Origin of the sequence: Streptomyces turgidiscabies Car8 (assembly GCF_000331005.1) — a bacterium.
Lineage (GTDB): Bacteria > Actinomycetota > Actinomycetes > Streptomycetales > Streptomycetaceae > Streptomyces > Streptomyces turgidiscabies.
On sequence record NZ_AEJB01000642.1, the window covers coordinates 1 to 25,399 of the forward strand.

At 69.1% G+C, this 25,399-nt stretch carries 20 protein-coding genes and 1 pseudogene; 8 read left to right on the forward strand and 13 right to left on the reverse strand.

Features of this window, described 5'->3' with window-relative positions:
• Window positions 1-107: 107 nt before the first annotated feature.
• The 5 genes from STRTUCAR8_RS44660 to tal all read left to right on the forward strand — a co-directional run bounded on the left by STRTUCAR8_RS44660 (window position 108) and on the right by tal (window position 7,522).
• Entirely contained in the window at window positions 108-1,649 is a 1,542-nt protein-coding gene (locus tag STRTUCAR8_RS44660) for a sugar ABC transporter ATP-binding protein (protein ID WP_044473974.1), read from the forward strand.
• On the forward strand, window positions 1,649-2,893 hold the full coding sequence (locus STRTUCAR8_RS44665) for an ABC transporter permease (RefSeq protein WP_006383125.1): 1,245 nt from the start codon (window positions 1,649-1,651) through the stop codon (window positions 2,891-2,893). The genes STRTUCAR8_RS44660 and STRTUCAR8_RS44665 overlap by 1 nt, the downstream gene beginning before the upstream one ends.
• Window positions 2,894-2,971: 78 nt before the next feature.
• Window positions 2,972-4,132 carry a substrate-binding domain-containing protein gene (locus STRTUCAR8_RS44670; RefSeq protein WP_006383115.1) on the forward strand — a complete coding sequence of 387 codons (1,161 nt, stop codon included), beginning with the start codon at window positions 2,972-2,974 and terminating at the stop codon, window positions 4,130-4,132.
• A gap of 118 nt (window positions 4,133-4,250) precedes the next feature.
• The gene (gene tkt, locus STRTUCAR8_RS44675) at window positions 4,251-6,344 is read left to right on the forward strand and encodes a transketolase (protein ID WP_006383124.1); all 2,094 of its coding nucleotides are present in this window, start codon (window positions 4,251-4,253) and stop codon (window positions 6,342-6,344) included.
• A 29-nt stretch (window positions 6,345-6,373) separates the two neighbouring features.
• A complete protein-coding gene (tal, locus tag STRTUCAR8_RS44680) occupies window positions 6,374-7,522 on the forward strand; it encodes a transaldolase (protein ID WP_006383114.1) in 1,149 nt (382 codons plus the stop codon).
• Between the two features lie 215 nt (window positions 7,523-7,737).
• Here the strand turns inward: tal and STRTUCAR8_RS50970 are convergent, their stop codons facing one another.
• From STRTUCAR8_RS50970 to STRTUCAR8_RS44725, 10 genes are all read right to left on the reverse strand, one after another.
• On the reverse strand, window positions 7,738-7,899 hold the full coding sequence (locus tag STRTUCAR8_RS50970) for a hypothetical protein (protein ID WP_006383118.1): 162 nt from the start codon (window positions 7,897-7,899) through the stop codon (window positions 7,738-7,740).
• A 431-nt stretch (window positions 7,900-8,330) separates the two neighbouring features.
• Window positions 8,331-8,912 (reverse strand): TetR/AcrR family transcriptional regulator, encoded by a 582-nt coding sequence (locus STRTUCAR8_RS44685; RefSeq protein WP_006383113.1) that lies wholly within the window; start codon window positions 8,910-8,912, stop codon window positions 8,331-8,333.
• On the reverse strand, window positions 8,909-9,523 hold the full coding sequence (locus STRTUCAR8_RS44690) for a TetR/AcrR family transcriptional regulator (RefSeq protein ID WP_006383134.1): 615 nt from the start codon (window positions 9,521-9,523) through the stop codon (window positions 8,909-8,911). Before STRTUCAR8_RS44690 ends, STRTUCAR8_RS44685 begins: the two co-directional genes overlap by 4 nt.
• A 634-nt stretch (window positions 9,524-10,157) precedes the next feature.
• Window positions 10,158-11,597, reverse strand: a complete 1,440-nt coding sequence (locus STRTUCAR8_RS44695; RefSeq protein WP_006383112.1) for a DHA2 family efflux MFS transporter permease subunit — start codon at window positions 11,595-11,597, stop codon at window positions 10,158-10,160.
• Window positions 11,598-11,726: 129 nt separating this feature from the next.
• On the reverse strand, window positions 11,727-12,425 hold the full coding sequence (locus STRTUCAR8_RS44700; RefSeq protein ID WP_006383126.1) for an SDR family oxidoreductase: 699 nt from the start codon (window positions 12,423-12,425) through the stop codon (window positions 11,727-11,729).
• Window positions 12,426-12,664: 239 nt separating this feature from the next.
• On the reverse strand, window positions 12,665-13,681 hold the full coding sequence (locus tag STRTUCAR8_RS44705) for an NADP-dependent oxidoreductase (protein WP_006383116.1): 1,017 nt from the start codon (window positions 13,679-13,681) through the stop codon (window positions 12,665-12,667).
• Between the two features lie 78 nt (window positions 13,682-13,759).
• Window positions 13,760-14,950 carry an epoxide hydrolase family protein gene (locus STRTUCAR8_RS44710; RefSeq protein WP_044473976.1) on the reverse strand — a complete coding sequence of 397 codons (1,191 nt, stop codon included), beginning with the start codon at window positions 14,948-14,950 and terminating at the stop codon, window positions 13,760-13,762.
• Window positions 14,951-14,994: 44 nt separating this feature from the next.
• Entirely contained in the window at window positions 14,995-15,321 is a 327-nt protein-coding gene (locus STRTUCAR8_RS44715) for a hypothetical protein (RefSeq protein ID WP_143666582.1), read from the reverse strand.
• A 72-nt stretch (window positions 15,322-15,393) separates the two neighbouring features.
• Entirely contained in the window at window positions 15,394-16,239 is an 846-nt protein-coding gene (locus STRTUCAR8_RS44720; protein WP_006383131.1) for an alpha/beta fold hydrolase, read from the reverse strand.
• Window positions 16,240-16,544: 305 nt separating this feature from the next.
• Window positions 16,545-16,892, reverse strand: a complete 348-nt coding sequence (locus STRTUCAR8_RS44725) for a Clp protease/crotonase-like domain-containing protein (protein ID WP_006383122.1) — start codon at window positions 16,890-16,892, stop codon at window positions 16,545-16,547.
• 333 nt (window positions 16,893-17,225) lie between these two features.
• Between STRTUCAR8_RS44725 and STRTUCAR8_RS44730 the strand changes: the two genes are divergently transcribed.
• Window positions 17,226-19,997: a helix-turn-helix transcriptional regulator gene (locus tag STRTUCAR8_RS44730; protein WP_044473972.1), complete on the forward strand. Its 2,772-nt coding sequence runs from the start codon at window positions 17,226-17,228 to the stop codon at window positions 19,995-19,997.
• A gap of 188 nt (window positions 19,998-20,185) precedes the next feature.
• Here STRTUCAR8_RS44730 and STRTUCAR8_RS44735 read toward each other — a convergent pair whose 3' ends face one another.
• A complete protein-coding gene (locus tag STRTUCAR8_RS44735; RefSeq protein WP_006383132.1) occupies window positions 20,186-21,013 on the reverse strand; it encodes an enoyl-CoA hydratase/isomerase family protein in 828 nt (275 codons plus the stop codon).
• A 419-nt stretch (window positions 21,014-21,432) separates the two neighbouring features.
• Between STRTUCAR8_RS44735 and STRTUCAR8_RS55955 the strand changes: the two are divergent.
• Both STRTUCAR8_RS55955 and STRTUCAR8_RS44740 read left to right on the forward strand, forming a co-directional pair.
• Window positions 21,433-21,542 (forward strand): annotated as a pseudogene (locus tag STRTUCAR8_RS55955) (IS630 family transposase); the annotation flags it as partial.
• A 546-nt stretch (window positions 21,543-22,088) separates the two neighbouring features.
• Complete coding sequence (locus STRTUCAR8_RS44740; RefSeq protein WP_006383123.1) at window positions 22,089-22,820, forward strand: SDR family NAD(P)-dependent oxidoreductase; 732 nt, start codon at window positions 22,089-22,091, stop codon at window positions 22,818-22,820.
• An 810-nt stretch (window positions 22,821-23,630) separates the two neighbouring features.
• Here STRTUCAR8_RS44740 and STRTUCAR8_RS54950 read toward each other — a convergent pair.
• A complete protein-coding gene (locus STRTUCAR8_RS54950; protein WP_234372652.1) occupies window positions 23,631-23,786 on the reverse strand; it encodes a hypothetical protein in 156 nt (51 codons plus the stop codon).
• 221 nt (window positions 23,787-24,007) lie between these two features.
• Entirely contained in the window at window positions 24,008-25,375 is a 1,368-nt protein-coding gene (locus tag STRTUCAR8_RS44750) for an L-serine ammonia-lyase (protein WP_006383130.1), read from the reverse strand.
• Window positions 25,376-25,399: the final 24 nt, after the last annotated feature.

Genomic DNA, 25,399 nt, shown 5'->3' on the forward strand with positions numbered 1-25,399 from the left:
GGCAATAAAAGCTGGCCGACCTATTGACCAACATGCTGGTAGCTGTACAGGATTCTGGTCGAGCCGATGGAGTGGTCCTCGGCTGGCAGATCCCTTCGGAGAAGCCCGTGTATGACGCTCCCGATGACACAGCTCCGCACCGACCCCTGGTGAGCATCCGGGGGCTGCGCAAGCGGTTCGGCGGCACCCTCGCCCTCGCTGATGTCGACCTCGACATCCACTCAGGCAGCATCCTTGCCCTATTGGGTCACAATGGTGCTGGCAAATCCACCCTTATCAAGATACTTGCCGGGGTCTACCGAGCGGAGAACGGCGAGGTCACCGTCGCCGGCCACTCCCTCGGCACCGAAGCCGCCGCCGCCGAGATGTCCTTCATCCACCAGGACCTCGGCCTGGTCGAATGGATGACGGTCGCCGAGAACATCGCTCTCGGCACCGGCTACCCGCGCCGCGGCGGTCTCGTCTCCTGGCGGCAGGTCCGCGAGCGCAGTACCGCCGCGCTGGACATCGTCGCCGGGCATCTCGACCCGGACACCAGGGTCGCCGACCTCACCCGGGCCGAGCGGTCCCTCGTGGCCATCGCCCGCGCCCTGTCCACGAGGGCCCGGCTCATCGTCCTCGACGAACCCACCGCGAGCCTGCCCGCCGCGGACTGCGCCCGGCTCTTCGACGTACTGCACACCCTGCGCGACCGCGGCCACGGCATCGTGTACGTCAGTCACCGGCTCGACGAGGTCTACCAGGTCGCCGACAGCTTCGCCGTCCTACGTGACGGCCACCTCATCAGTGAGGGCCGCCTCGCCGACCACGGGCCCGACCGCATCGTGCGCGACATCGTCGGCCACGAACCGGAGAGCCACCGGTCGGAACCCGGCCCCAGAGCCCCCACCGGAGAGGCGCCGACCGTGCTGCGCCTCACCGGCGTCACCACCGACGGCGCGGGTCCCGTCGACCTGGAAGTGCGGGCCGGGGAGGTTCTCGGCATGGTCGGCCTCACGGGCGCCGGCCACATGGATCTCGGCCGCGCCCTCGCCGGTTCCCGGCCGATTCACGACGGTGAAGCACTGCTGGACGGCAGGCCTTACCGGCCCGGTTCACCCGCTGCGGCCGTCGACGCCGGCATCGGCTTCGTCACCAGCAACCGGCAGGAGGAGGGCTGCGCTCTCGAACTCACCGTCCGGGAGAACTTCCTGGCCAACCCGCGTGCCGACAGCCGTTCCCCGTGGCGTTGGATCAGCCCCTCACGCGAGCGCGCCGCGGCGGCATCGCTGGTCGAGAGGTTCGGAGTACGGCCGGCCAACTCCGAGGCACCCATCGCGACCCTGTCCGGTGGCAACCAGCAGAAGGTCATGATCGGCCGCTGGCTGCGTCTCAGCAGGCGCGTAGTGATCCTGGAGGAGCCGACCGCGGGAGTCGACGTCGGTGCCAAGGCGGAGATCTACCGCCTGCTCGACGACGCGCTCGCCCAAGGACTCGCGGTCCTCCTCATCTCCACCGACTTCGAGGAAGTCGCCGACGTGTGTCACCGCGCCCTGGTCTTCGTACGGGGCACCGTGACCGCCGAACTCAGCGGCGAAGCCCTCACCGTCACCGAACTCACCCACGCCGCGTCGGCCATGCCGGCGCTGACCGGAACGGCGGACAACTGATGGCCACCGAGACCGAATCCGCCCGTCGGCGGGCCGACCACGGCGGAAGCGAACAACGGGACGGGTCCGCCGATGCACGCGGCGGCGCCCGCAAGGCCACGGCCCGGGGCCCGCGCAGACTGCGACCCGGCGGCACCGACAAGGGCGCTGACGACGGCGGAACAGGCGCCCGGCTGCGCGGCGGCCACCTCATCGGCACCTACGGGCTGCTCGGCCTGACGGTCCTGCTGTTCGTGATCTTCGCCCTGGCGCTGCCGGACACCTTCCCGACGATGGAGAACGCGTCGTCGATCCTGTCCAACCAGTCGATCCCCGCGATCCTCGCGCTCGGCGCGATGATCCCCATCGTCACCGGCAAGTTCGACCTGTCCGTCGGCTACGGCCTCGGCCTCGCCCACGTCCTGGCCATGCAGCTCATCGTGAACAACGGCTGGCCCTGGCCGATGGCCTGCCTCGTCGTCATCCTCGGCGGCGGCCTCATCGGCGTGTTCAACGGTCTGCTGGTGGAGTTCGCCAAGATCGACTCCTTCATCGCCACCCTCGGCACCGGCAGCGTCCTGTACGCCTGCACCGGCTGGATCACCGACGGCGCCCGGATCGTGCCGGGCCCCCAGGGCCTGCCCCCGGCCTTCACCGACCTGTACAACTCCAAGTTCCTCGGCCTGCCGGTCCCGGCCTTCTACGTCCTCGCGCTGGCCGTGCTGCTGTGGCTGCTGCTTGAGCGCCTGCCGCTCGGCCGCTACCTCTACGTCATCGGCTCCAACGCCCGCGCCGCCGACCTCGTGGGCATCCCCACGCGCCGCTACGGCATCTACGCCTTCGCCGGTTCCGGACTCGTCGTCGGATTCGCGGGCGTCCTGCTCGCCGCGCAGCAGACCATCGGCAACCCGAGCGTCGGCATGGACTACCTGCTGCCGGCCTTCGTCGGTGCCCTGCTCGGCTCCACCGCCATCAAACCGGGCCGCGCCAACGCCGCCGGAACCGTGGTCGCCGTCACCATCCTCGCCATCGGACTCGCCGGCATCGGTCAGCTCGGAGCCGAGTTCTGGGCAACCCCCCTGTTCAACGGCGGCACGCTGCTCCTCGCGGTCGGCCTGGCCGGCTACTCCGCCCGCCGCCGACTGCGCGCCGGCGCCACCGCCACCCGCCGCTCACCGTCCACGCCCGTGCCGGAAGCGGCCACGGCGCAGCCGACGCCCGCCGCCACCGGTTCGTCCGACGGTGACACGCCCGGCCCGTCCTGACCGACGTATCACCTCGTCCGGTCCCTCCGGTCCCGCGCCTCGCCTCCCGCCTGCAGAACGTCCTCAAGGAGCACCATCGTGTCGTACCACCCCACCCGCAAGGCAACATTCAGAGCCGTAGCCGCACTGGCAGTGCTCACCGCCTCCGTCGCAGGCTGCAGCAGGGGCTCAGAGAGCGCCGACTCCACCGCCGCCGTCGGTGGCTCCTCGAAGGCAGGTTGCCCTGCCGTCCTCGAGAAGGCGAAGCAGGCGGTCAGCGGCGCCGAGGCCGTCGACGCCCCCTGGGGCGGACCGTCCACCGGTCCCAAGGCGGTCGCCGGCAAGACGATCGTCTACGTCGCCCAGAGCATGACCAACCCCGGTGTCGCGGGAGCCGCCGAAGGGGTCAAGGAGGCCGCGAAGGCCATCGGCTGGAAGGTGAGGGTCATCGACGGCCAGGGCACCCCGGCCGGTATCCAGGCCGCCGTCAGCCAGGCCGTGACGGTCAAGCCCGACGGCATCGTCCTGTCCGGCTTCGACCCCAAGTCGACCGCCCAGCAGATCGCCCAGGCCGACGCCGCCGGTATCCCGCTCATCGGCTGGCACGCCGTCGGCACACCCGGACCCAGCACGGACCCGAAGCTCTTCAGCAACATCACCACCAAGGTCGAGGACGTGGCGAAGATCAGCGCCGACTGGATCATCAGTCAGTCCAACGGCCGGGCCGGCGTGGTGGTCTTCACCGACGCGTCCATCCCGTTCGCCAAGGGCAAGTCGGACCTCATCGAGAAGGAACTCGCCACCTGCTCCGACGTCAAGGTGCTGTCCACCTCCAACATCCCGATCGCCGACGCCAGCAGCCGCACTCCGCAGGAGGTCTCCGCGCTGCTGTCCCGCTTCGGCACGAAATGGACGCACTCGGTGGCCATCAACGACCTCTACTTCGCCGACGCGGCACCCGCGCTGCGGTCGGGCGGCAAGCAGGGCAACGGCGCTCCGTTCAGCATCGGCGCGGGCGACGGTGACCCGTCGGCCTTCCAGCGCATCAACAGCAAGCAGTTCCAGGCGGCCACGGTGCCCGAGCCGCTGTCCGAGCAGGGCTGGCAGATGGTCGACGAGTTCAACCGCGCCTTCGCCGGCAAACCCGCCAGCGGCTATGTCGCACCTGTGCACATCACGACGGCGGCCAACAGCGGCGGCGGCTCCGCCTGGGACCCGAAGGGTTATCGCGAGGCGTACCGGAAGCTCTGGGGCAAGTAGGCGGCACCGCTGGGTTCTTGCGCGTCCCTCCCGCTCCTCCCCAGCGGGAGGGACCGCCTCACCCTCTGCCCTCTTCTTCCCTCCGTCCCGCACAGACAACAGACTCAGGAGTTCAGGCGTGAACCCGCCCTTGACCGCTGCCGCCTTCGAGTGGACCGAGTTGGACCAGCGGGCTGTGGACACCGCCCGCGTCCTGGCCGCCGATGCCGTACAGAAGGTCGGCAACGGCCATCCCGGTACGGCGATGAGCCTGGCCCCCGCCGCGTACACCCTTTTCCAGAAGGTGATGCGGCACGACCCGGCGGACGCCGACTGGGTCGGGCGCGACCGTTTCGTGCTGTCCGCCGGTCACTCGTCCCTGACCCTCTACACCCAGCTCTACCTGGCCGGTTTCGGCCTGGAGCTGGATGACCTGAAGGCGTTCCGGACGTGGGGTTCGAAGACCCCCGGCCACCCGGAGTACGGGCACACGACGGGCGTGGAGACGACGACGGGTCCGCTGGGCCAGGGTGTCGCCAACGCTGTGGGCATGGCGATGGCCGCCCGTTACGAGCGCGGTCTGTTCGACCCGGAGGCTCCCGTGGGGGAGTCGCCGTTCGACCACTTCATCTTCGCGATCGCCGGTGACGGCTGCCTGCAGGAGGGCATCTCCGCGGAGGCGTCCTCGCTGGCCGGCCACCAGAAGCTCGGCAACCTGGTCCTGTTGTGGGACGACAACCACATCTCGATCGAGGGCGACACCGAGACGGCCGTCTCCGAGGACGTCGTCAAGCGGTACGAGGCGTACGGCTGGCATGTGCAGCGGATCGCCCCGAAGCCGGACGGTGACCTCGACCCGCACGCCATCTACAACGCCGTGCAGGCCGCCAAGCAGGTCACCGACAGGCCGTCGTTCATCGCGATGCGCTCGATCATCGCCTGGCCCGCCCCGAACGCCCAGAACACCGAGGCCGCGCACGGCTCGGCCCTCGGCGACGACGAGGTGGCGGCCACCAAGCGGGTCCTCGGCTTCGACCCGGAGCAGTCCTTCGAGGTTTCGGACGCCGTCCTTGACCACACCCGCGAGGCGCTGGAGCGCGGCCGTCAGGCCAGGGCGGAGTGGGAGAAGTCGTTCCAGGAGTGGCGCAACAGCAACGCCGGGCGCGCCGCCGAGTTCGACCGCATCGCCGCGGGTGAACTGCCGGGCGGCTGGGAGGAGAAGCTCCCGGTCTTCGAGGCGGGCAAGGGTGTCGCCACCCGTGCCGCGTCCGGCAAGGTCCTGCAGGCGCTGGGCGCGGTCATCCCGGAGCTGTGGGGCGGCTCGGCCGACCTGGCCGGCTCGAACAACACGACCATCGACAAGACGTCCTCCTTCCTCCCGAAGGGCAACCCGCTGCCGGAGGCGGACCCGTACGGGCGCACGATCCACTTCGGTATCCGCGAGCACTCGATGGCCGCCGAGATGAACGGCATCGCCCTGCACGGCAACACCCGTGTCTACGGCGGTACGTTCCTCGTCTTCTCCGACTACATGCGCAACGCGGTGCGGCTGTCCGCGCTGATGCACGTTCCGGTGACGTACGTGTGGACGCACGACTCCATCGGTCTCGGCGAGGACGGCCCGACGCACCAGCCGGTCGAGCACATCGCGTCGCTGCGCGCCATCCCGGGCCTGAACGTGGTGCGCCCGGCCGACGCCAACGAGACGGCCATCGCCTGGCGCGAGATCCTCAAGCGCTGGACGAAGGTCTTCGGCAAGGGCGCCCCGCACGGTCTCGCGCTGACCCGCCAGGGCGTGCCGACGTACGAGGCCGACGAGGACGCGGCCAAGGGCGGTTACGTCCTCTTCGACGCCGAGGGCGGCACGCCCGAGGTCATCCTCATCGCGACCGGCTCCGAGGTCCACGTGGCCGTCGGCGCCCGCGAGCAGCTCCAGGCGGAGGGAGTACCGACACGCGTCGTGTCGATGCCGTGTGTGGAGTGGTTCGAGGAGCAGGACCAGGGGTACCGGGAGAGCGTTCTGCTCCCGTCCGTCAAGGCGCGCGTCGCGGTCGAGGCCGGTATCGGCCTCACCTGGCACAAGTACGTCGGGGACGCGGGCCGCATCGTCTCCCTGGAGCACTTCGGCGCGTCGGCCGACGCCAACGTCCTCTTCCAGGAGTTCGGCTTCACCGCCGAGAACGTCGCTGCTGCGGCCCGCGCCTGCCTCTCCGCCCCCGGACAGCGACCGTGACGACAAGCACCAGTAGGAGAAGCTCTTCCATGACCGACGACGTACTCAAGCGCCTCTCCGACGAAGGTGTCGCGATCTGGCTGGACGATCTGTCCCGCAAGCGGATCACCTCCGGAAACCTCGCCGAACTCATCGAGCGCAGGCATGTGGTCGGCGTGACCACCAACCCCACGATCTTCGAGCAGGCGGTCGGCAGGGGTGACGACTACGCGGACCAGCTCCGCGAACTGGCGCTGCGCGGTGTGACGGTCTCCGAAGCGGTCCGCATGATCACCACGGCGGATGTCCGGGACGCGGCGGACATCCTGCGCCCGGTGTTCGACGCCACCGGTGGCCGTGACGGCTGGGTCTCCATCGAGGTCGACCCGCGTCTCGCGCACGGTACGGCCGCGACCGTTGCCGAGGCCAAGCAACTGGCCTGGCTGGTGGACCGGCCCAACACCCTCATCAAGATCCCGGCCACCAACGCGGGTCTTCTTGCGATCACCGAGGTCGTCGGCCTCGGGATCAGCGTCAACGTCACGCTGATCTTCTCGCTGGAACGCCACCGCGAGGTCATGGACGCCTACCTCTCGGGCCTGGAGAAGGCCAAGGAGCGCGGCCTGGACCTCTCCAAGATCCACTCGGTGGCGTCCTTCTTCGTGTCCCGCGTCGACGCCGAGATCGACAAGCGCCTCGACGCGATCGACACCCCCGAGGCCGAAGAGGCTCGGGGTAAGGCCGCCCTCGCCAACGCCCGCCTCGCCTACCAGGCCTTCGAGGAGGTGTTCGGCTCTGCCGACGGATCGACGCAGCCCTCCGGCCGCTGGGCCGCCCTCGACCGGACCCGGGCGAACAGGCAGCGCCCTCTGTGGGCCTCGACGGGTGTCAAGGATCCCTCGTATCCGGACACCCTCTACGTCACCGAGCTGGTCGCGCCGGGCACGGTCAACACGATGCCGGAGGCCACCCTCGACGCCACCGCCGACCACGGCGAGATCACCGGCAACACCATCGCCGGAACCTACAAGCAGGCACGCTCCGACCTCGATGCCCTCGCCGGTATGGGGATTTCCTTCCGTTATGTCGCCCAAGTCCTGGAAACCGAAGGGCTACAGAAGTTCCAGCAGTCCTGGGACAGCCTCCTGAATGCCGTACGGCACGCGCGGCCGCCCAAGGCGCGCGTCATCGCAGACTGAGGCGGCCGGCCGACTTCGAGAGGGTCCGAGCGCGACCGTGTCCACGGGGAAGCCGTACGGGCGTATCGACACCGCCGGAGTCCGGACCACGCCCTGACACTCCGCGGCCTGTACCGGGACCTCCGCGCTCGCCACCGACTTGACGTCGGCGGCCTGGGCTGGATCAACCAGCACCGAGACAGCGCCGGCGATGGTGTCACGCGCGGGGTCGGCCATCAGGCGAGCACCGCCTCAACGGCAGGGCGGATGACGGAGAGAGCACCCAACTCGCTTGCTACGTCCTGGAGTTCGCCGACGTCACGGCGTCCGCCTCGGCGCGGACAGCGGCCGAGCGCGGACAGGGCGAGGGTCCCGCCGATGCGGCCGCGGTGGCGCATCGCGTCGACGACGCTGCGGGCGGCGTGTACCGCGCGGCACGGCGATGCGTGCCGCTGCGGGAATGTCGTCGATCAGCTCATTTCCGCCCCGTGAGCACGGGAGGCCCTGACAGCGCCGAAAGCCACGAACGCGCTGGTCAGGGCCCAGCCCATACCCTCAGCACTCGATGACGTTCACGGCGAGCCCACCACGAGCCGTCTCCTTGTACTTGACGGGCATGTCGGCGGCTGTTGGTCACGCATTTGACCTGCAGATTTGCCATGATCAGGCTCGCCTTGAGTGGCGTCGGGGACTTTTCGGGGATTTCTTGTCGAGGGCTGCCTGTGAAGTGTCCGATGGCGTGTGACGTGCCTGCGGGAGTCGGTTCGTTGGTGTTCGTACGGGCATCCGATCGTCGCGTGGAGCGGTTGCCCCGTTGTGCCGCTGCGAGTCAGCGGGACTCCGCGATGCCGAGGGCGGTCAGGGCGTTGTGGATGCCCTCTTCGAGGAGTTCGTCGGAGAGTTGCCGGTCGGCCAGGGCGCGGGAGAGCTGCAGGGTTCCGACCATCATGGCGTAGACGCTGAGGGTCTTTTTGCGGACCGAGCGCGGATCGGCCGGCGCGACGCGCTCGGCGATGCTGTCCATGACGGCCAGTACACCGTCGGTGTAGGCCTGCTTGGTCGCGTCCCCGCACCGCCCGATCTCGTCGAGGAGTGCGGCGGAGGGGCAACCCTCGTCGGCGTTGTCGCGGTGCTGGCGCGACAGATATTGCCGCACGATCTGCTCGAGTCCGACGATGCCCGGTGCCGCCTGCGTGACGACGTTCGCGTTCAGTGTGCGCAGCTGGTCTGCGACCGCGGTGGCGACGAGGCCGTCCTTGGATTCGAAGTGGGCGTAGAAGGCGCCGTTGGTCAGTCCGGCGTCCGCCATGAGTGTCGAGATGCCCGAGCAGTCGATGCCGTCGCGCTTGAACCGACGGCCGGCGGTCTCGACGATCCGCTGCCTCGTCACCTGCTGGGCATGTGCCCTCATGTTCCCTCGGGTTGGGCCAACCGCCGCACGAGGTCGACCCACGTGGCCTGCAGGCGCGTGGTGGGCGCCCCGAGCTCCTCGCGCAGGTAGTCCGCCGCCTCGAAGCTGGTGAAGGCGAGCAGGGCGTGGGCGAGCATGTCGTGGTCACCGTCAAGTCCCATGTCGCGCAGGAGAGTTGAGACGTGGCGGTGGAAGGCCCGGCCGGAGCCCGAGTCGGCGCGGCGGGCGTAGGGCACCTGGCGTCCCAACGCTGCGCCCAGGTCCGCATCGGTGGCGATGCGCCCGAGCAGGGCGCAGCCGAACGCCGCCAGTCGGTCCACCGCAGTTGCTCCTGGTCCCAGCGGGGGAGGACCTGCGGTGTACGCCTCCTGGAACTCCGCTTCGGTTTCGTCGAGGAGGGCGAGCAGGAGGCCGTCGCGGTCGCCGAACCGGCGAAAGAGGGTGCCCTTGCTCAGGCCGGCCGCTTCGGCGACCTCCCGCATCGTCACATGTTCGGCTCCCTGTTCGGCGACCAGTCGTGCCGCCGCCTCCAGCAAGCGGGCGCGGTTTCGGGCGGCATCGGATCTCTCGGCGATGACAGCGGCCGATGCGTTGTCCTGTGTCTCCGTCACGGTTCACTCCGTGGTGTTACGCGTGCGTACACGTTCTTTTGGTCCTTGCTCTGCGACCGGTGCACATCGACGGGAGGGGGGAGTGCCAACCGGTACGAGGTATTGGGCACCCCATCAGGTGGTCGGTGCTCATCAGGGTGCCGCCGGCCGGCTTCGATCGGCCCGCACCCTGGACGTGGAGCACGGAGGGTGGCGGGGGCGTCGGCCCTGACTTCCCCCGAGGCCGCACTGCCGCGGCCCACAAGCGGGAGTTGGCCTGCCGCCTGCGAACGTCCCCACGACCGGCCGAGATTTCCGCCGCCCGCAACCTCCGGCGAGCGGCTCGTGCTGCGCTACGACGGTGCAGTCGCACGCGGCACCGTCCTCAACACCGCGCCGGGCCGTGTGTGCGATCCATCGCGGCACTGTCGGGTGATGTCGCCCTCGCCGACGTATGACGAACCCCCTTTACCAACCGGCTCGAATCTGAAGCCGGAGAGTCGAGGAATTCGAGTGCGCGACCGACCGCACCTCTGCCGGCCCCAGAGTGCCGGCAGCAGGTGGGAGGGGCCATAGGGCCCGCAGCATCCGCGGCGGGCCCGGGACGCCCGGTCGCTCACCGAGAGGCGGTGCGAGCCGGTCGGCGGTGTGGCATTCAGGCGGCGCCCGCAGCGGCGGCGGCCGGGTTGGCGGTCGGGTTGTCTGCTTTCGGCTTGCGGGGCATCGAGAAGGCGAGTGCCGCGGCCACGGCGACCGCGCCGGAGCCGACCCAGAGCGCGGGGGTGAGTCCGTCGACGAACTGTGCGGGGGATCCGTAGCCGCCCTGGGAGGAGAAGACGGCGGCCAGTGAGGCGACGCCGATGGCGCCGCCGAGTTCGCGGATCGCGTTGTTGGCGCCGGAGGCGATGCCTTGTTCCTCGGGGCGGACGGTGCTCATGACGAGGTTGGCGGACGGGGCGAAGAACATGCCCATGCCGATGCCGCAGACGATCAGTGCCGGCAGCAGGCTGGTGTAGGAGGCGTCCGGTTCGACGGCCAGTGCCCAGAGCGCGAGGCCTACTGCGTTCAGGGCCATGCCCACCGCGACGACCGGTCCACCCCCGACGCGGTCGGAGAGCACCCCGGCCAGCGGTCCGGCGATCATGGGCATGGCGGTCCAGGGCAGCATCCGTACGCCCGCTTCTATCGGCGAGTAGCCGCCGACGAGCTGCAGGTACTGGCTGAGCAGGAAGATCGCCCCGAACATGCCCAGGAACATCAGCAGGCTGGCGATGTTGATGGCACTGAAGGAGCGGTGCCGGAAGAGCCGCATCGGCAGCATCGGGTGCTCGGTGCGCAGTTCGTAGCGGACGAAGGCGATGAGCAGTACCGCACCCCCGATCAGACCTCCCAGGATCGGGGCGCTGGTCCAGCCGTCGGCGTTGCCGCGGACCAGGGCGTAGATGATGCCGAACAGACCGCCGCTGGCAAGGGCGGTGCCGATCAGGTCGAGGCTCTGGTTCGGGCCGTGGCTCTCCTTGAGCTTGAGCAGGCTGACCGGGATCAGCGCCAGGCCGATCGGGACGTTCACCCAGAAGATCCACTGCCAGGAGAGGTGCTGGGTGAGGGTGCCGCCGATGAGCGGTCCCATGGCGACGGCGATGCCGCTGGCCGCGCCCCAGACTCCCAGGGCGGCGCCGCGCCGTTCGGCGGGGACGGCGGCCGACAGCAGGGTGAGCGTCAGTGGTGTCACGATCGCGGACCCGACGCCCTGCACGGCACGGGCGGCGATGAGTTCGTTCATGCCGGGCGCGAGGGCGGCCGCGACGGAGGCGGCCGTGAAGATGCCGAGTCCGAGGATGAACATGCGTCTGCGGCCGAAGCGGTCGCCGAGGGAGGCGCCGAACATCACCAGGACCGCGAAGGCGAGGGTGTAGGCGCTGACCGTCCATTCCAGGTCTTCGAGGTTGCCGCCGAGGTCCTCGCGGATGGAGGGGAGAGCGGTGGTGACGATCAGGTTGTCCAGCGCGGTGATGAATCCCGCCACGCTGGTGATGACGATGACCCACAGGGTGGAGCCCCGCCCGGCCGGTTGGCCGACTTGTAGCTGTGCCATGACGTTTCCTTGCAGACAGATCGGTGATTGAGCAATGAGTTCTTGGGTGGACAACCTCGGCCTGCGCCGTGGACAGGCTGGGACAGGACGGTTCTCCGTGGGCCGCGCGGATTCTCGACCCGCCGGTCCTCAGGGGAGCTGGGGGTAGAGCGCCGGGACGCCTATGGCCAGCGCCGCCTGGGCTTGGTGGGCGGCGTCGTCCGCGAGGATCTCGTAGGCGCCGGCGGCGATGCCGTCGATGGCGATCCGGGCGATGTCGGCGGGGGCCGACTTGGCCGCGTCGACTGCCCGGACCATGTCGGTGTCCATGTAGCCGACGTGCAGTCCGGCGACGCGGATGCCCTGGTCGGCGAGTTGCACGCGCAGGGCGTTGGTGAGGGACCACTCCGCGGACTTGGCGGCGCAGTAGGCGCCGATCTCCGGGAAGCTGACCCAGGACAGACCGGACAGGATGTTCAGGATCGCCCCGCCGCCGTTGGCCGCGATCTGCGGAGCGAATGCCCGGACCACCGAAAGGGTGCCGATGTAGTGGGTGTCCATCTCGTGGCGGATGTCGTTCAGGTCGCCGGTGAGCAGGTCGGCGCCGGGGGGTGAGCCGGCGTTGTTGATCAACACCGTCACGTCGCCGGTGGCCTTGGCGGCGGCCGCGATGGAGGCGGGGTCGGTGATGTCGAGCGCGATCGGCTTGGCGCCCGGTAGGTCGACCTGGCCGGGATCGCGGGCGCCGGCGTACACCGTTGCACCTCGGCCGAGCAGCTCGACGGCGAGCGCCCGGCCGAAGCCCCGGTTGGCTCCGGTGACGAGGACCGTGCTGGTGGAGATGTCCATGGAAGCTCCAGACGACGTGAGAAGGGCGCGCCGACTCCAGTGGCCGCAGCCGCTGCCGAGTGTTTTCGGTCGACCTGCCGGTCGGCCGGTGGATCAGGCCGCGCCGTCCGGGAAGCCGCCCCCGTACCGTCCAGGGGGTCGGTGATCGCACGATCTGGACGCGCCGGTCGGCGTGGGAAGCGTGTGGTGCGCTACGGGCAAGCGTGCGAGCAGAGGCTGAGGCCGGCTGACGGTGGGGTTCAGAGCCTGACGATCATCTTGCCGATGCTTTGGCCGCGCATGAGTGCGAGGTAGGCGTCGATGGTGTTGTCGAGGCCGTCCCTGACGGTTTCCTGGTAGCGGAGTTTGCCGGTGGCGAGCCAGCCGCCGACGTCGCGGATGAAGTCCGGCATGAGGTCGAGTTCTTCTGTGACCATGAAGGTGAGCAGGTCCGAGCGGGTGACGGACAAGTTCCACAGGTTGCGCGGCCCGACGACCTTCTCGTCGTTGTACTGGGAGACCATTCCGCTCAGAACGATGCGTGCGTGCAGGTTGAGCGCGTCGATCGCCGCCTCGAGGTGTTCGCCGCCGACGTTGTCGAAGTAGACGTCGATGCCGTCCGGCGCGGCCTGCGCCAGCTGCTCGGCGACGGGGCCGTTCTTGTAGTTGAAGGCCGCGTCGTAGCCGTACTCCTCGATGAGGAGCTTGACCTTCTCGTCCGAGCCCACGCTGCCGATCACCCGGCCGGCGCCCTGCAGCTTCGCGATCTGGCCGACCGTGCTGCCGACGGCTCCGGCCGCGCCGGAGACGAAGACGGTGTCGCCTTCCTTGATCTTCGCGAACCGCGTCAGTCCGATGTAGGCGGTGAGGCCGGTGGCGCCGAGCACGCCGAGGTAGGTGGAGAGCGGTGCGAGATTCGGGTCGACCTTCTGGGCGGTCTGCGCGTCGATGACCGCGTGGTCGCGCATGCCGAGGAAGTGCGTCACGTGGTCACCGGGTGCGAAGCCGTCGGAGTTGGAGGCCAGGACGCGGCCGACGGCGGTGCCGTCCATCGGTGCGCCCACCGCGAACGGTTCGATGTAGGACTTCTTGTCGCTCATCCGGCCGCGCATGTAGGGGTCGACGGAAAGGTACTCGTTGGCGACCAGGAGCTGGCCGGGGCCGAGTGCGGCGAGGTCCACCTCGCGCAGGGCGAAGTCGGACGGTACCGGCCAGCCCTCCGGGCGGGTCTCAAGGTGCCAGGCGCGTGCGGTGGTGGGCAGGATCTGCTCGGACATGCGGATCTGGTCCCTTCGGGAGTTTTTAGATTATGACCATAATACTATTGCTCGGGGGGTGTGCAACACAGGAGCCCCTCAGTGACTCAGCTCGCTGAAGAAGGTCCGGATGTCGCCGACGAGGAGTTCGGGTTGCTCCATGGCGGCGAAGTGGCCGCCGCGGCCGAACTCGGTCCAGCGCGCGATGTTGTTGGTGCGCTCCGCGAGGACGCGGATGGGCAGGGCGTCGTACGGGAAGACGGCGACGCCCAGCGGGGTGGGCGGCCGCTCGGGCTGGACGCCGCCGGCCGGGTCGACCTCCTGCTGGGCGGGGCCCGACGCGTGGGTGACCTCGTAGTAGAACCGGGCGGATGAGGCGGCGGTGTTGGTCAGCCAGTACAGCATGACGTGCGTGAGCATGTGGTCGCGGTCGACCGCATCCCCGGTGGGGTCGGTCCACTCCTTGAATTTCTCGGCGATCCAGGCCAGTTGCCCGACCGGAGAGTCGGCCAGCGCGAACCCGAGGGTCTGCGGCCGGGACGCCTGGATGGCGAAGTAGCCGCTGCCCTCGGCCCGGATCTGCAGGTTGCGTTCGAGCCTGGCCCGGTCGTCGGGGCTGACGTCATCGAGTTCTCCTGGCGTGCCGGTGGGGTCGGCCGTCAGGAAGTTGACGTGCACGCCGATGACGTGGTCGGCGTCGACGCGGCCGAGTTCCCGGGAGACGAACGAGCCCCAGTCGCCACCTTGGGCGCCGTAGCGGTCGTACCCGAGGCGGGCCATCAGCTGCGCCCAGGCGCCGGCCACCCGGGTGGAGTTCCAGCCGCGTTCGGTGACCGGGCCGGAGAACCCGTATCCGGGGATGGACGGGATGACCAGGTGGAAGGCGTCCGCGGGGTCGCCGCCGTGGGCGCGCGGGTCGCTCAGGGGGCCGATCACGTGCAGGAACTCGGCGAACGAGCCGGGCCAGCCGTGGGTGAGGACCAGCGGGGTGGCGTCGGGCTCGGGCGAGCGGACGTGCACGAAGTGGATGTTCTGACCGTCGACGGTGGTGGTGAACTGCGGCAGTTGATTCAGCCGCTTCTCCCAGGCGCGCCAGTCGTAGGTGGTGCGCCAGTACTCGGCCAACTCGGCCAGGTAGTCGACCGGGATGCCCATCTCCCAGCCTGTGCCGGGGATCGCGTCAGGCAGCCGGACACGGCTGAGGCGCTCGCGGAGGTCGTCCAGGTCGGCCTGCGGGATGTCGATGCGGAACGGGCGGACGGTGCTGTCGGTGTCGGTGTCTACGGTCATGTCCTCGCTGTTTCTCTTGGGTGGGGAGCCGAACGAGAGCCGATTCACGTACTCCGTCGGTGGGTGAACGGGCACGGTCGGGCGGGCCGGGTGCTGAACAGGCAGAAGCTGCCGATGTCGATCACGAAAGGAATCGTGTAGGCGCCGAAGCGCTCGATGACGGCCTGCTCGTGGGCCTCGCCGTCGTAGCCCAGGAGATCGCGGGAGGCGTCCAGGTACTCCGAGCACGGCAGTCCGGCGGGCAGCCCGTGGTCCGGGCCGGACGGTGTCGTGAGCCGGTCGACGAGCTCCTCGATGATGGTCTGCCGGCGGTCGATGTCGGTTGTTGCCGACGAACACGTGGGTGTGGTGGAGACGAGGGCCTGCGTCACCAGCACGCCGTGCTCGGGCTTGCCGGATACAGCTGGTCGGTGGTCTCACCGCCGGAGACCGCTTCGAAGAGTTCAGGACTCATAGAATCCCAGTGCCTCGTCGACGAACTCTTCGTGGTACTGGAATATGCCGCCGTGACCGGCATCGGGATACAGGGTCAGTCGAGCATTCGGCAGACGTCGGGCCAGATCGCTGGAATTGGTGCTGGGTACCATCTTGTCGGCCTCTCCGTTTGCCACCAGGACGGGCTGTTTGACGGTCGTCAGGTCCGTGGGTTCCTGAGTTCCCCAGCTGTGGATGGCCTTGAACTGGGCATTGGTGGCGCTGAGGGATATCTCCTTGTCGCGGTCGGTCGTCCGCTCGTGCAGTCGCAAGATGAATTGTCGGGCTGCAGCCTTGCCGTTCTCCGTCTGGGTGAAGAAGAGGAGTTCCTTCGGATCCTTGCCCGTCAGCTTGGCTTTTGCCGTGTCCAGGAGAGTGAGAGCCGTGACCTTGTTGATTCCCGCGCCGCCGGCCGGGCCCGTCCCCGCGAGGATGACCTTCCGGAAGAGCTGAGGTTCCTCGTGCAGCATCACCTGCGCGATCATGCCGCCCAGGGAGAATCCGAGAAGATCGACCTGATCGAAGCCCAGTGCCCTGATGAAGGCGATGGCGTCATGCGCCATCGCGGCGATCGAGTCCGGAGTCCTTCCTTCTGACGCGCCGACGCCCCGGTTGTCGAAGGTGATCACCAGATGTCTGGCGGCGAGGCCGTCGATGACACGGGGGTCCCAGTTGTCCAGCACCCCCACCAGGTGATTCAGGGCGATCACCGGCACAGCCGTAGCACCTGTATCCACGCCGAGCCGACGGTAGGCGAACCGCGTACCGCCGACATCGACGGTCTTCGTCGGCGCGTTCCTGTAAGTAATGTTCACGATTTCTCCCTGAGAAATTATTTGTACGGTTCATGACTGCTGAGGTGAGATTCTCAGGTAATCGCCCATGTGGAGCTCGACTTCTTCGAGCCCATTTTTCGTCGACGAGCTCCTGGAACTGGGGCTGGCGATTATGAACTCCGGGCCAGGTGAGCGATCCCAGGAATTCCGTGAAGGCCGCTCGCACGTCGGCGTCGGGGCAGACGCTCGGTGCCCCCGCCGCCGGGAAGGATCCAGGAGCCGAACCTCGGGGTGGCCGAACACCGCGTGCTCGCGGCTGGCGTGGCGGAGATCGAGGGCCAGTGTCAGCTCGTTCCCGCCGCCCCCTGGTCCGGCCGCGGATGGACGCGATCCTGATGAACGGAGCCTTGGGGCAGCCGCACCACCAGATCGACCCACGCCGGTGTCACCTCGGTGTCGGATGGCGCCCCGAAGCCGTCGGCCTGACCGAGATCGAAGTGGTTGAAGAAGGAGCCGGGCGTGCTGCTCGTGAAGACGGCGACGTGGACCTCCGGGTCCTCGCTCATTCCGTCGACTTCCCGCAGTCGGGAGACGGTCTCCGGGACCAACAGGCCTGCTGGTGGATCCGAGAACGTGATCCTGCGGATCCTGGGTGTCAGCCGCTCCACGCCGATCGTGCTGGGCTGTGCCAATCGTGTGCTCCAGGGGAGATGCGCGCTTCGGGCGGGAGAACGCCCCGGTGGAATGTGCTGGTCGCTTCACGGTCGAGCGGGCGTAAGCCCACTTCCGGCGTGTCCGCGGAGTGACTTGCTCGCCGACGCTTCCCCATCCGGTGATCGCCGTCGCCATGTCGTCCTCCCGCGGTGGTGCGCGCGTGCAGTGACCACGCACGACGCTACGGACGGAGGGAGGGAAGCGGATCGGTCACCGGATCAGTCACCGAATCCGTCACGGGGGCGCCACATATGATTGAAGAGGAGGCCTCTCCAGTGGCTCCGGCAACAACAGCCTTAAGATTCAATCAAATGAACCTGTACGGACGACGCCAGGAACAGGCAGCCCTTGACCGGGTACTTGACGGTGCTCGTCAAGGCGACGGATCAGCCCTGATGCTGTGGGGCGACCCCGGCATCGGAAAGACCGCCCTGCTCGCATACGCGGCCGAGTCCGCCACCGCGGACTTCACCGTCCTGAGATGCCGGGGCACTCGCCTGGAGTCGGGACTGACGTTCGCCGCCCTGCACGAACTGCTCTGGCCGGTGGCCGACCGGATCAGTACCCTCCCAGAACCGCAGGTCAGGGCCTTGAACGCGGCGCTCGGCAACAGCGGTGACGTGGCAGACCGGTTCCTGATCAGCGTCGCCGTGCTCACGCTCCTGAGCGACCTGGCCGAGGAACGGCCGGTGCTGCTCATCGCCGACGACGTCCAGTGGCTGGATGAGCCCTCCGCACAGTGCCTGGCCTTCGTCGCCCGCCGACTGCGCAGCGAGCCCGTGGGCATGCTCCTCACGGGACACGACGATCCCGCCGAGGGCCCCTGGGAGCAGCTGGCGGCGAGCGAGGTCCGTGGGCTGCACGACGACGACGCCCGGCTGCTCGCCCAGGCCGCCGCTCCGTACGCGGACGAGGTGGTGATCCGCCGCGCGGTCCGCGCGGCGGCGGGCAACCCGCTCGCACTCCAGGAACTGCCCACGTCCGTGGCGGCCGGCGACACCTCGGCGCACCCGCTCGCCGGTGAGCGGATCGCCGTCGGGCCACGCCTGCGCCGTGCCTTCCGTGCCCGCGTCGAGCGGTTGTCCGCGCCCGCCCGCACCGCGCTTCTCCTCATCGCCGCCGATGACCGCAGTGACGGAAACACCATGTGCCAGGCCGGTCTCGTGCTCGGCCTCGACACGGTCGCGTGGGACGAGGCGATGCGCTCGGGCCTGCTCACCACGCGCTCGGACGGTCGGCTCTGCCTTCGCCACCAGCTGATGGGAGCGGTGGTCTACGAGGAGGCGCCGACCACGGACCGGCAGGCGGTTCATCGCGCGCTCGCCTCCGTGCTGACCGGTGAGAACGCCGACGAACTCCGTCCCTGGCACCTCGCCGCAGCCCTGGAGACCTCGGACGGACCCGACGAGGAGGTGGCCCGCCTGCTGGAGGAGTCGGCCCACCGCTCCTGGGCGCGCGGTGGCTGTTCCACGGCTGCCCGTGCCCTGCGGCGTGCGGCGGCGCTGTCCTCGGCCACGGACGACGCGGCCAGACGGCTGGCCCACGGTGCGAAGGCGGCCTGGGAGGCCGGGCAGGCCGATGTGGCGCGGGACATGCTGGAGCAGGCCGAAGGGCTTTCCTCCGAAGCCACGGTCACGGAGCTCAGTGAGGGGCTGCGCGGGCTGATCGAGTTCGCACACGGCCATATGGAGTCCGCCTCCCGTCAGCTGACCCGGGACATGGAGCGGGTGGCCGACCCCGGGCAGGCGTTCAAGCTCGGCAGCATGGCACTGCGCGCGGCGTGGGCGGCCGGGCACGGCGAACTGCGGCGCGAGGCACTCCAGCGGCTCGAACGGCGGTTCTCCCAGGGGGACTTCCCGAACGCCGATCTGCTGCCGTTGCTGCGCACCTGGTGGACGGATGACCAGCGCGGCGGCGTAGCCGATCAGGACCGGGCGGTGGCGCCCGGCCGTGAGGCCCTCGCCCGGCTCAGCGGCGGTTCCTGGCTCCTGATGCCACCGGCACCGGTGGCGGTGGCCTGGGGTATCGAACCGGAACTGGGGGAGACTCTGCACCGGGGGATCGACGAACTCCGGCACACGGACCAGGTCACCGCCCTGGCCCAGGCACTGGCCCAGACGCTGACGCTCGATGTCGCGCGAGGCTCCTGGACCCTGGCCAAGGCGAACGGCCTTGAGGGGCTACGGGTGGCGCAGGAGATCGGCGACGAGCAACTGGCCTCGCAGTACCGCATCAGTCTCGGACTGCTGGCAGCCCCGCGCGGTGAGGAGCAGACCGTCGCCGACCTCGCCGCCCGGACCATCGAAATGTCGGCTCCGCGCGGAGTGCGCCTTCTCAGCGCAGCCGCACAGTGGACCCTCGGGATGTCCGCGCTCTTCGCCGGCCGGGCCGAGGAGGCACTGGACCTCCTGATCCGTCTGACCGAGGACGGCCACCACACGGCGCACCCCACCATCGCGGTGCTCGCCGCACCGGACACCGCCGAGGCCGCGATCCAGGCCGGGCAGCCGGCGACGGCCGAGGAGCAGGCACGGTTGCTGCGGCGGTGGGCCGAGCGGTCCCACGCGGCGTGGGCGGTCTCCGCGACGCACCTCGTCCAGGCGCTGCTGACGTCCGGAGCGGATGCGGAGAAGCAGTTCCGGCTCGCGCTGGACGTCCCCGGAGCTCCGTCGCGGGCTTTCCCCTACGCCCGGACGCGCCTGCTGTACGGCGAGTGGCTGCGGCGGAACCGCCGTCGTACCGACGCCCGGACACAGCTGGCCGAAGCCGCCGAGACCTTCCGGCGGCTCGACGCGGCTCCCTTGCTCGCCCGCACTCGTGCCGAGCAGGAGCTGGCCGGGCAGCAACCGCGCCGCGACTCCGTACCGGCCCGGGATGCCGGCTCGATCCTCACCCAGCAGGAGCTGAGAGTCGTACGGCTGGCCGCGGAGGGACTCACCAACCGGGAGATCGGGACACAGCTGCTGATCAGCCCTCGAACGGTGGGCTATCACCTGGCCAACGTGTTCCCCAAGCTCGGTATCGTCTCGCGCGCCGACCTGGCCCGCGTCGACTTCGAGGACGGGATGCGTCTGAGGGGCTGACCGGCGGTCCCCCCCCCCCCCGGGGGAGACCGCCTGAGTGGCGGCTGAGGCCGCCGCTTCGGTCGCCCCCGCGGGGTAGTGCGGGTACACCACCGCTGACCGCCGTCCCGGGCGGCCACCTGACTGGCTGCGTACTGCTGTGGCGTTGGAGAACGCCGCGGCAGACGCTACCGGCGGCGCGATGTGGATCAGAGGTTCTGGTTGACCAGGCCGGTGTACTCGCCGAGCTGGTACTCGACTTCGAGGCCCTTGTCGGCAACGAACTCGCCGAGCCTGGTAGCGCGGGCGAAGAATCCCGGGTTTGTCAGAGTCCCCGCGAATGCGTCGTACGAGGCGACGAGGTCGGCGTCCGGCGGCAGTGTCGCTCGGTTGACGGCCGACTTGGCGGTCGCCAGTGCCTGCCGGTCGAAGGAGGCGAGGCGGGCGGTCATGGCGTCGACGAAGGCGTCGAGGTCGGCGTCGGGCAGGGCGCGGGTGACCCATCCCCAGCGTTCGGCCAGCTCGGCGTCGTAGTCGGCACTGCTGAGGATGGCTTCCAGCGCCCGGTCGCGGCCGATGGAGCGGGGGAGCCGCTCGCTGCCGCCTCCGCCGGGGACGATGCCGATGCCGACCTCGGGCTGTCCGAAGAACGCCTTCTCGCGGCTGGCGTACCGCAGGTCGCAGGCGAGGGCCAGCTCGTTGCCGGCGCCGCGGGTGCGGCCACGGATGGCGGCGATGGTGACGTACTGGGCCTTGCTCAGCCGCAGGACCATGTCGGTCCAGACCGGGTTGTCGTCCTCGTGCTCGGGCACGGGGAGTTCGGCTGCGGAGCCGTCGAAGTGGTTGAAGAAGAAGTCGGGAACCTCGCTGGTGAAGACGACGACCTGGATGTCGGGGTCCGTTTCGAGCTCCGCGACGATCCGGTGCAGCGTCACCACGGTCTCAGGAATCACCACGTTCACAGGCGGATTCGCCAACGTGATCTTGGCGGTCTGCCTGGTCGTCCGTTCGAAGCGGATGGTGCTGGGCTGGCTCATGAGATGTCGCCGTTCTCTTCGGTGTGATTGAGGGGCAGGCGTCAGCCGACGAGCTCAGTGGTCTCGCGGACCTGCTGGTCGCAGCCTCGCGCGGAAACCGGCACCTTCTGTCCACCGCATCGGCTGAGTGCGCTTATGGCGTCTGGACCGTACGGTGAAGGTTGTGGAGGCGGATCCGTCACCTCATCTGTCATGGAGGTGCCATAGCGGGCTCTCCGCGTCGGGGTCGGCGGCCGGCGATCCGAGTCGGACTCACTCCCTCTGCGAGGCTCCGTTCGCGTGGAGCCTCGGCTCTGAGGTGCCCCATCGCTGAGATGGCGCGGGGAACCGAAGGTGTTCGGTGCACGGGCATCCCGCCCTTTCCGGTGAAAGACGTCACTGTCATCACCCACGGCCACCTCGACCACATGCGCGGCGCCCTCGACCGCACACTCCGCCGGGAGTTACGCAGGATCCAGCTCCGGCCACACCTATCGACGGCTGCCTCACCGCCACCGGCCTGGCCCTCACACCACCGGCCCCACCCTGAACACCTCAGTAATGGTCTGCGGCCGCCGGAGCCACACGGGGCACCCCATTCACCGGCACTTGGCAGCACCATGACCGATGCGGTGACAGATCCGCTTCCGGCCCCGCCTTCGTAGAGTCGGGCGTGACCGATGCACGCATGCGGGGAAATGCATACCGCATGCGTGCATCGAACCCACCACCAGCACTCCCACACGAAGCTGACGAAGCATCACTGACGCCGACCCACTGACACGGCACCGGTACATCGCACGTGGCGGTCTTCCCGCATGCGATCTCTCGCACCCACGACAGCGTGATCACCGGAGGGGTGACACCCCATGACAGTCGCCCGGGGCCGGATCTCTCATGCCACGTCAGTCCACAGCCTTTACGACAGTCCCAGCGAGCAGAACAGACAAGCCGAACCACCAACCTCGTGGCTGACAGCCCGACCACCGACACGAAGCCGAGAGATCGCAGTCTCGACGCCGCTTTACCGCCTGCGTCCCGGCAGAGGTCCGGGACGAGACGAAGTTCGCATCACGCAACCAAGCGAGGAGATCACATGTCGACGGTCGCAGACGCAACCGTTCTGGTAACCGGGGCCAATCGCGGTATCGGACTGGCGCTGATAGAGGAAGCCTTGAGGAGGGGCGCGAAGCGCGTGTACGCGGGCACGCGCCAGTCCTTCACCCACGCGGATGAGCGTGTCACGCGGCTGGCCCTGGACGTGACCGACGCTGCGCAGATACAGGCGGCCGCCGAGAAAATCGAGTCTCTCGATATCCTCGTCAACAACGCAGGCATAGCACTCGCCGACGACTTGAGCGATCACGCCGTGCTCGAACAGCACCTCGCCGTCAATCTCTTTGGCACGCGGGACGTGACCCAGGCCTTCCTGCCGTTGCTGACTCGTTCCCAGGGCGCCATCGTCAATGTGGCGTCGCTGGCGGCCTGGGCCGCCGTGCCTGCCTCGGCGGGCTACTCGATCTCGAAAGCGGCCGTGTTCTCCCTGTCCCAGTCGTGGCGAGCCCTTCTGTCCGGACGGGGCGTGAGCGTACACGTTGTCCTGCCCGGTCCCGTGGACACGGATATGACGAAAGGCTTCGACGACGTACCGAAGCCGTCCGCGGAGACCGCGGCGCGGAACATCTTCGACGGAGTGGAGAAAGGCGAGGAGGACATATTCCCCGATCCCGTGTCGGAGTCCGTGTCGGAGAGCTGGCGCAGTGGCGCGATCAAGGAGCTTGAGCACCGGTACGCGGCGGCGTACTTGGACGTGCCTCCAGGGAGGTGAGCAGGGGTCGGGCGGGCGGGGCGGAGGGCCGGGTCGAGTCGGCGTGCAGGGTTCCCACACTCCAGAGGGGAACATGCAGCAGACCGCCGCCGCACTCGAGGAAGCCGCCCGCGCGGCCGGACCGCGTGGCGCCCGGCACAAGGGCATCGACGAGGCCGTGAACCACCTGTCGGCAAGGCCGAGCACCTGCTCCGCCACCGCCCTTGAACGCGGCCGGCCGATCGCCACCGGAATCACCGAGGGAGCATGCCGACACCTGGTCAGGACCACCTGGACATCACCGGCGTCCGCCGGGGCCTGTCCGGAGCAGAAGCCCTGCTCCTGGGCAGGCGGGTGTGGGGCAGGGTGTGTTTCAGGAGGTGGGGCCGACGCTGGTCGGACCTGGGTATGCAGGGGGCCGGAGTTGAAGGTGACTGTCTCGGCGAACGCCTGGGTCAGGTCGAAGGGGACGTCGGTGGCGTCGGTGTAGGCGCGGTGCAGGTCGAGGACGATGCCTTCCGCGTCGGGCAGGTCGGCGAACGGGCCGAGGCGACAATGACGCGCTGCCTGCAGTGGCGTGAGTCCGTCGCCCAGGCCGGCCTGGGCGGTGGCGAGCACCAGCCGGTAGTAGTCGCGGGGCGCGTCGAGTACCGCGGGCAGGGCGTGTTCGTCGATGACCGGGCCGTGGCCGGGCACTACGTACCCGGGTTCGAAAGGAGGCGATCCAGTCCAGGGACCGGAGCGCGCGAGCACCGCTTCAACGGCGGGACGGATGACGGAGGGAGCATCCAACCCGCGTGCGACTTCCTGGAGTTCGCCGATGTCGCTGTGTCAGCCCCGGCGCATCGCGTCGACGACGCTGCGGGCGACGTTGGACTTGGGGATGGTTTCTCCCGGGGCTGCTTCGAATCGCTCGGTGCCGAGGGCGAAGGTCTTTGGCAGGCCTGCCAGTCGCTGCTCCAGGCGCGAGTTCTCCGCAGCACTCATGTATCCAATGGCACCCCTCTGGCGGGCTTGGGGGTCGATTTGATACATCCTGACGCCGGTTGACAGTCAGGGCGGATCGGACCAGCGATCGCGATGTCTCGAACCCCCGGGTCAGACACCCGTCCCCTCGGATTTCCGGGGGACTTTCCGCCCCGTGAGCAGGGAAGGCCCTGACAGCGCCGAAAGCCACGAACGCGCTGGTCAGGGCCCAGCCCATACCCTCAGCACTCGATGATGTTCACAGCCAACCCGCCCCGAGCCGTCTCCTTGTACTTGACGCTCATGTCGGCCCCCGTCTCCTTCATCGTCTTGATGACCTTGTCCAGGGACACCTTGTGCGAGCCGTCCCCCCGCATCGCCATCCGCGCCGCCGTGACCGCCTTCACCGCCGCCATGCCGTTGCGCTCGATGCACGGGATCTGGACCAGGCCGCCGACCGGGTCGCAGGTCAGGCCGAGGTTGTGTTCCATGCCGATCTCGGCCGCGTTCTCGACCTGTTCGGGGCTCCCGCCGAGCACTTCCGCCAGGGCGCCCGCCGCCATCGAGCAGGCCGAGCCGACCTCGCCCTGGCAGCCGACCTCCGCGCCGGAGATGGACGCGTTCTCCTTGAACAGCATGCCGATCGCGCCGGCGGCGAGCATGAAACGGACCACGCCCTCCTCATCGGCGCCCGGCACGAAGTTGAGGTAGTAGTGCAGGACCGCCGGGATGATGCCCGCGGCCCCGTTCGTCGGGGCCGTCACGACCCGGCCGCCCGCCGCGTTCTCCTCGTTCACCGCCATCGCGTACAGCGTGATCCACTCCATCGCGCGGGCCAACGGCTCGCCCTCCGCCCGGAGTTGGCGGGCGGACATGGCCGCGCGCCGACGTACGCGGAGCCCGCCCGGCAGGATGCCCTCGCGGGACATACCGCGTGACACGCACGCCTGCATCACCCGCCAGATGTCCAGCAGCCCGGAGCGGATCTCGTCCTCGGTGCGCCAGGCACGCTCGTTCTCCAGCATCAGCGCGGAGATCGACAGGCCCGTCTCCTTCGTCAGGCGCAGCAGCTCGTCGCCCGTGCGGAAGGGGTACTTGAGGGCCGTGTCGTCGAGCTTGATCCGGTCCGCGCCCACCGCGTCCTCGTCGACGACGAATCCGCCGCCCACCGAGTAGTACGTCTTCGACAGCAGCTCGGCCCCCGAGGCGTCGTACGCCCACAGGGTCATGCCGTTCGCGTGGTAGGGGAGCGTCTTACGGCGGTGCAGGACGAGGTCGTCGTCGAAGGAGAAGTCGATCTCGTGGTCGTCGAGGAGCCTGAGCCGGCCCGACTCCTTGATCTGCTCCACCCGTTGGTCGGCGCCCTCGACGTCCACCGTGCGCGGAGAGGCGCCCTCCAGGCCGAGCAGCACCGCCTTGGGAGTGCCGTGGCCGTGGCCGGTCGCGCCCAGGGAGCCGTACAGCTCCGCGCGGACCGACGCCACCGCCCCGAGGACCTCCTCGTTGCGCAGTCGGCGGGCGAACAGCCGGGCCGCCCGCATGGGGCCGACCGTGTGGGAGCTGGACGGGCCGATGCCGATCGAGAACAGGTCGAAGACCGAGATGGCCACGGGAACTCCTCCAAAGAGGGCGGG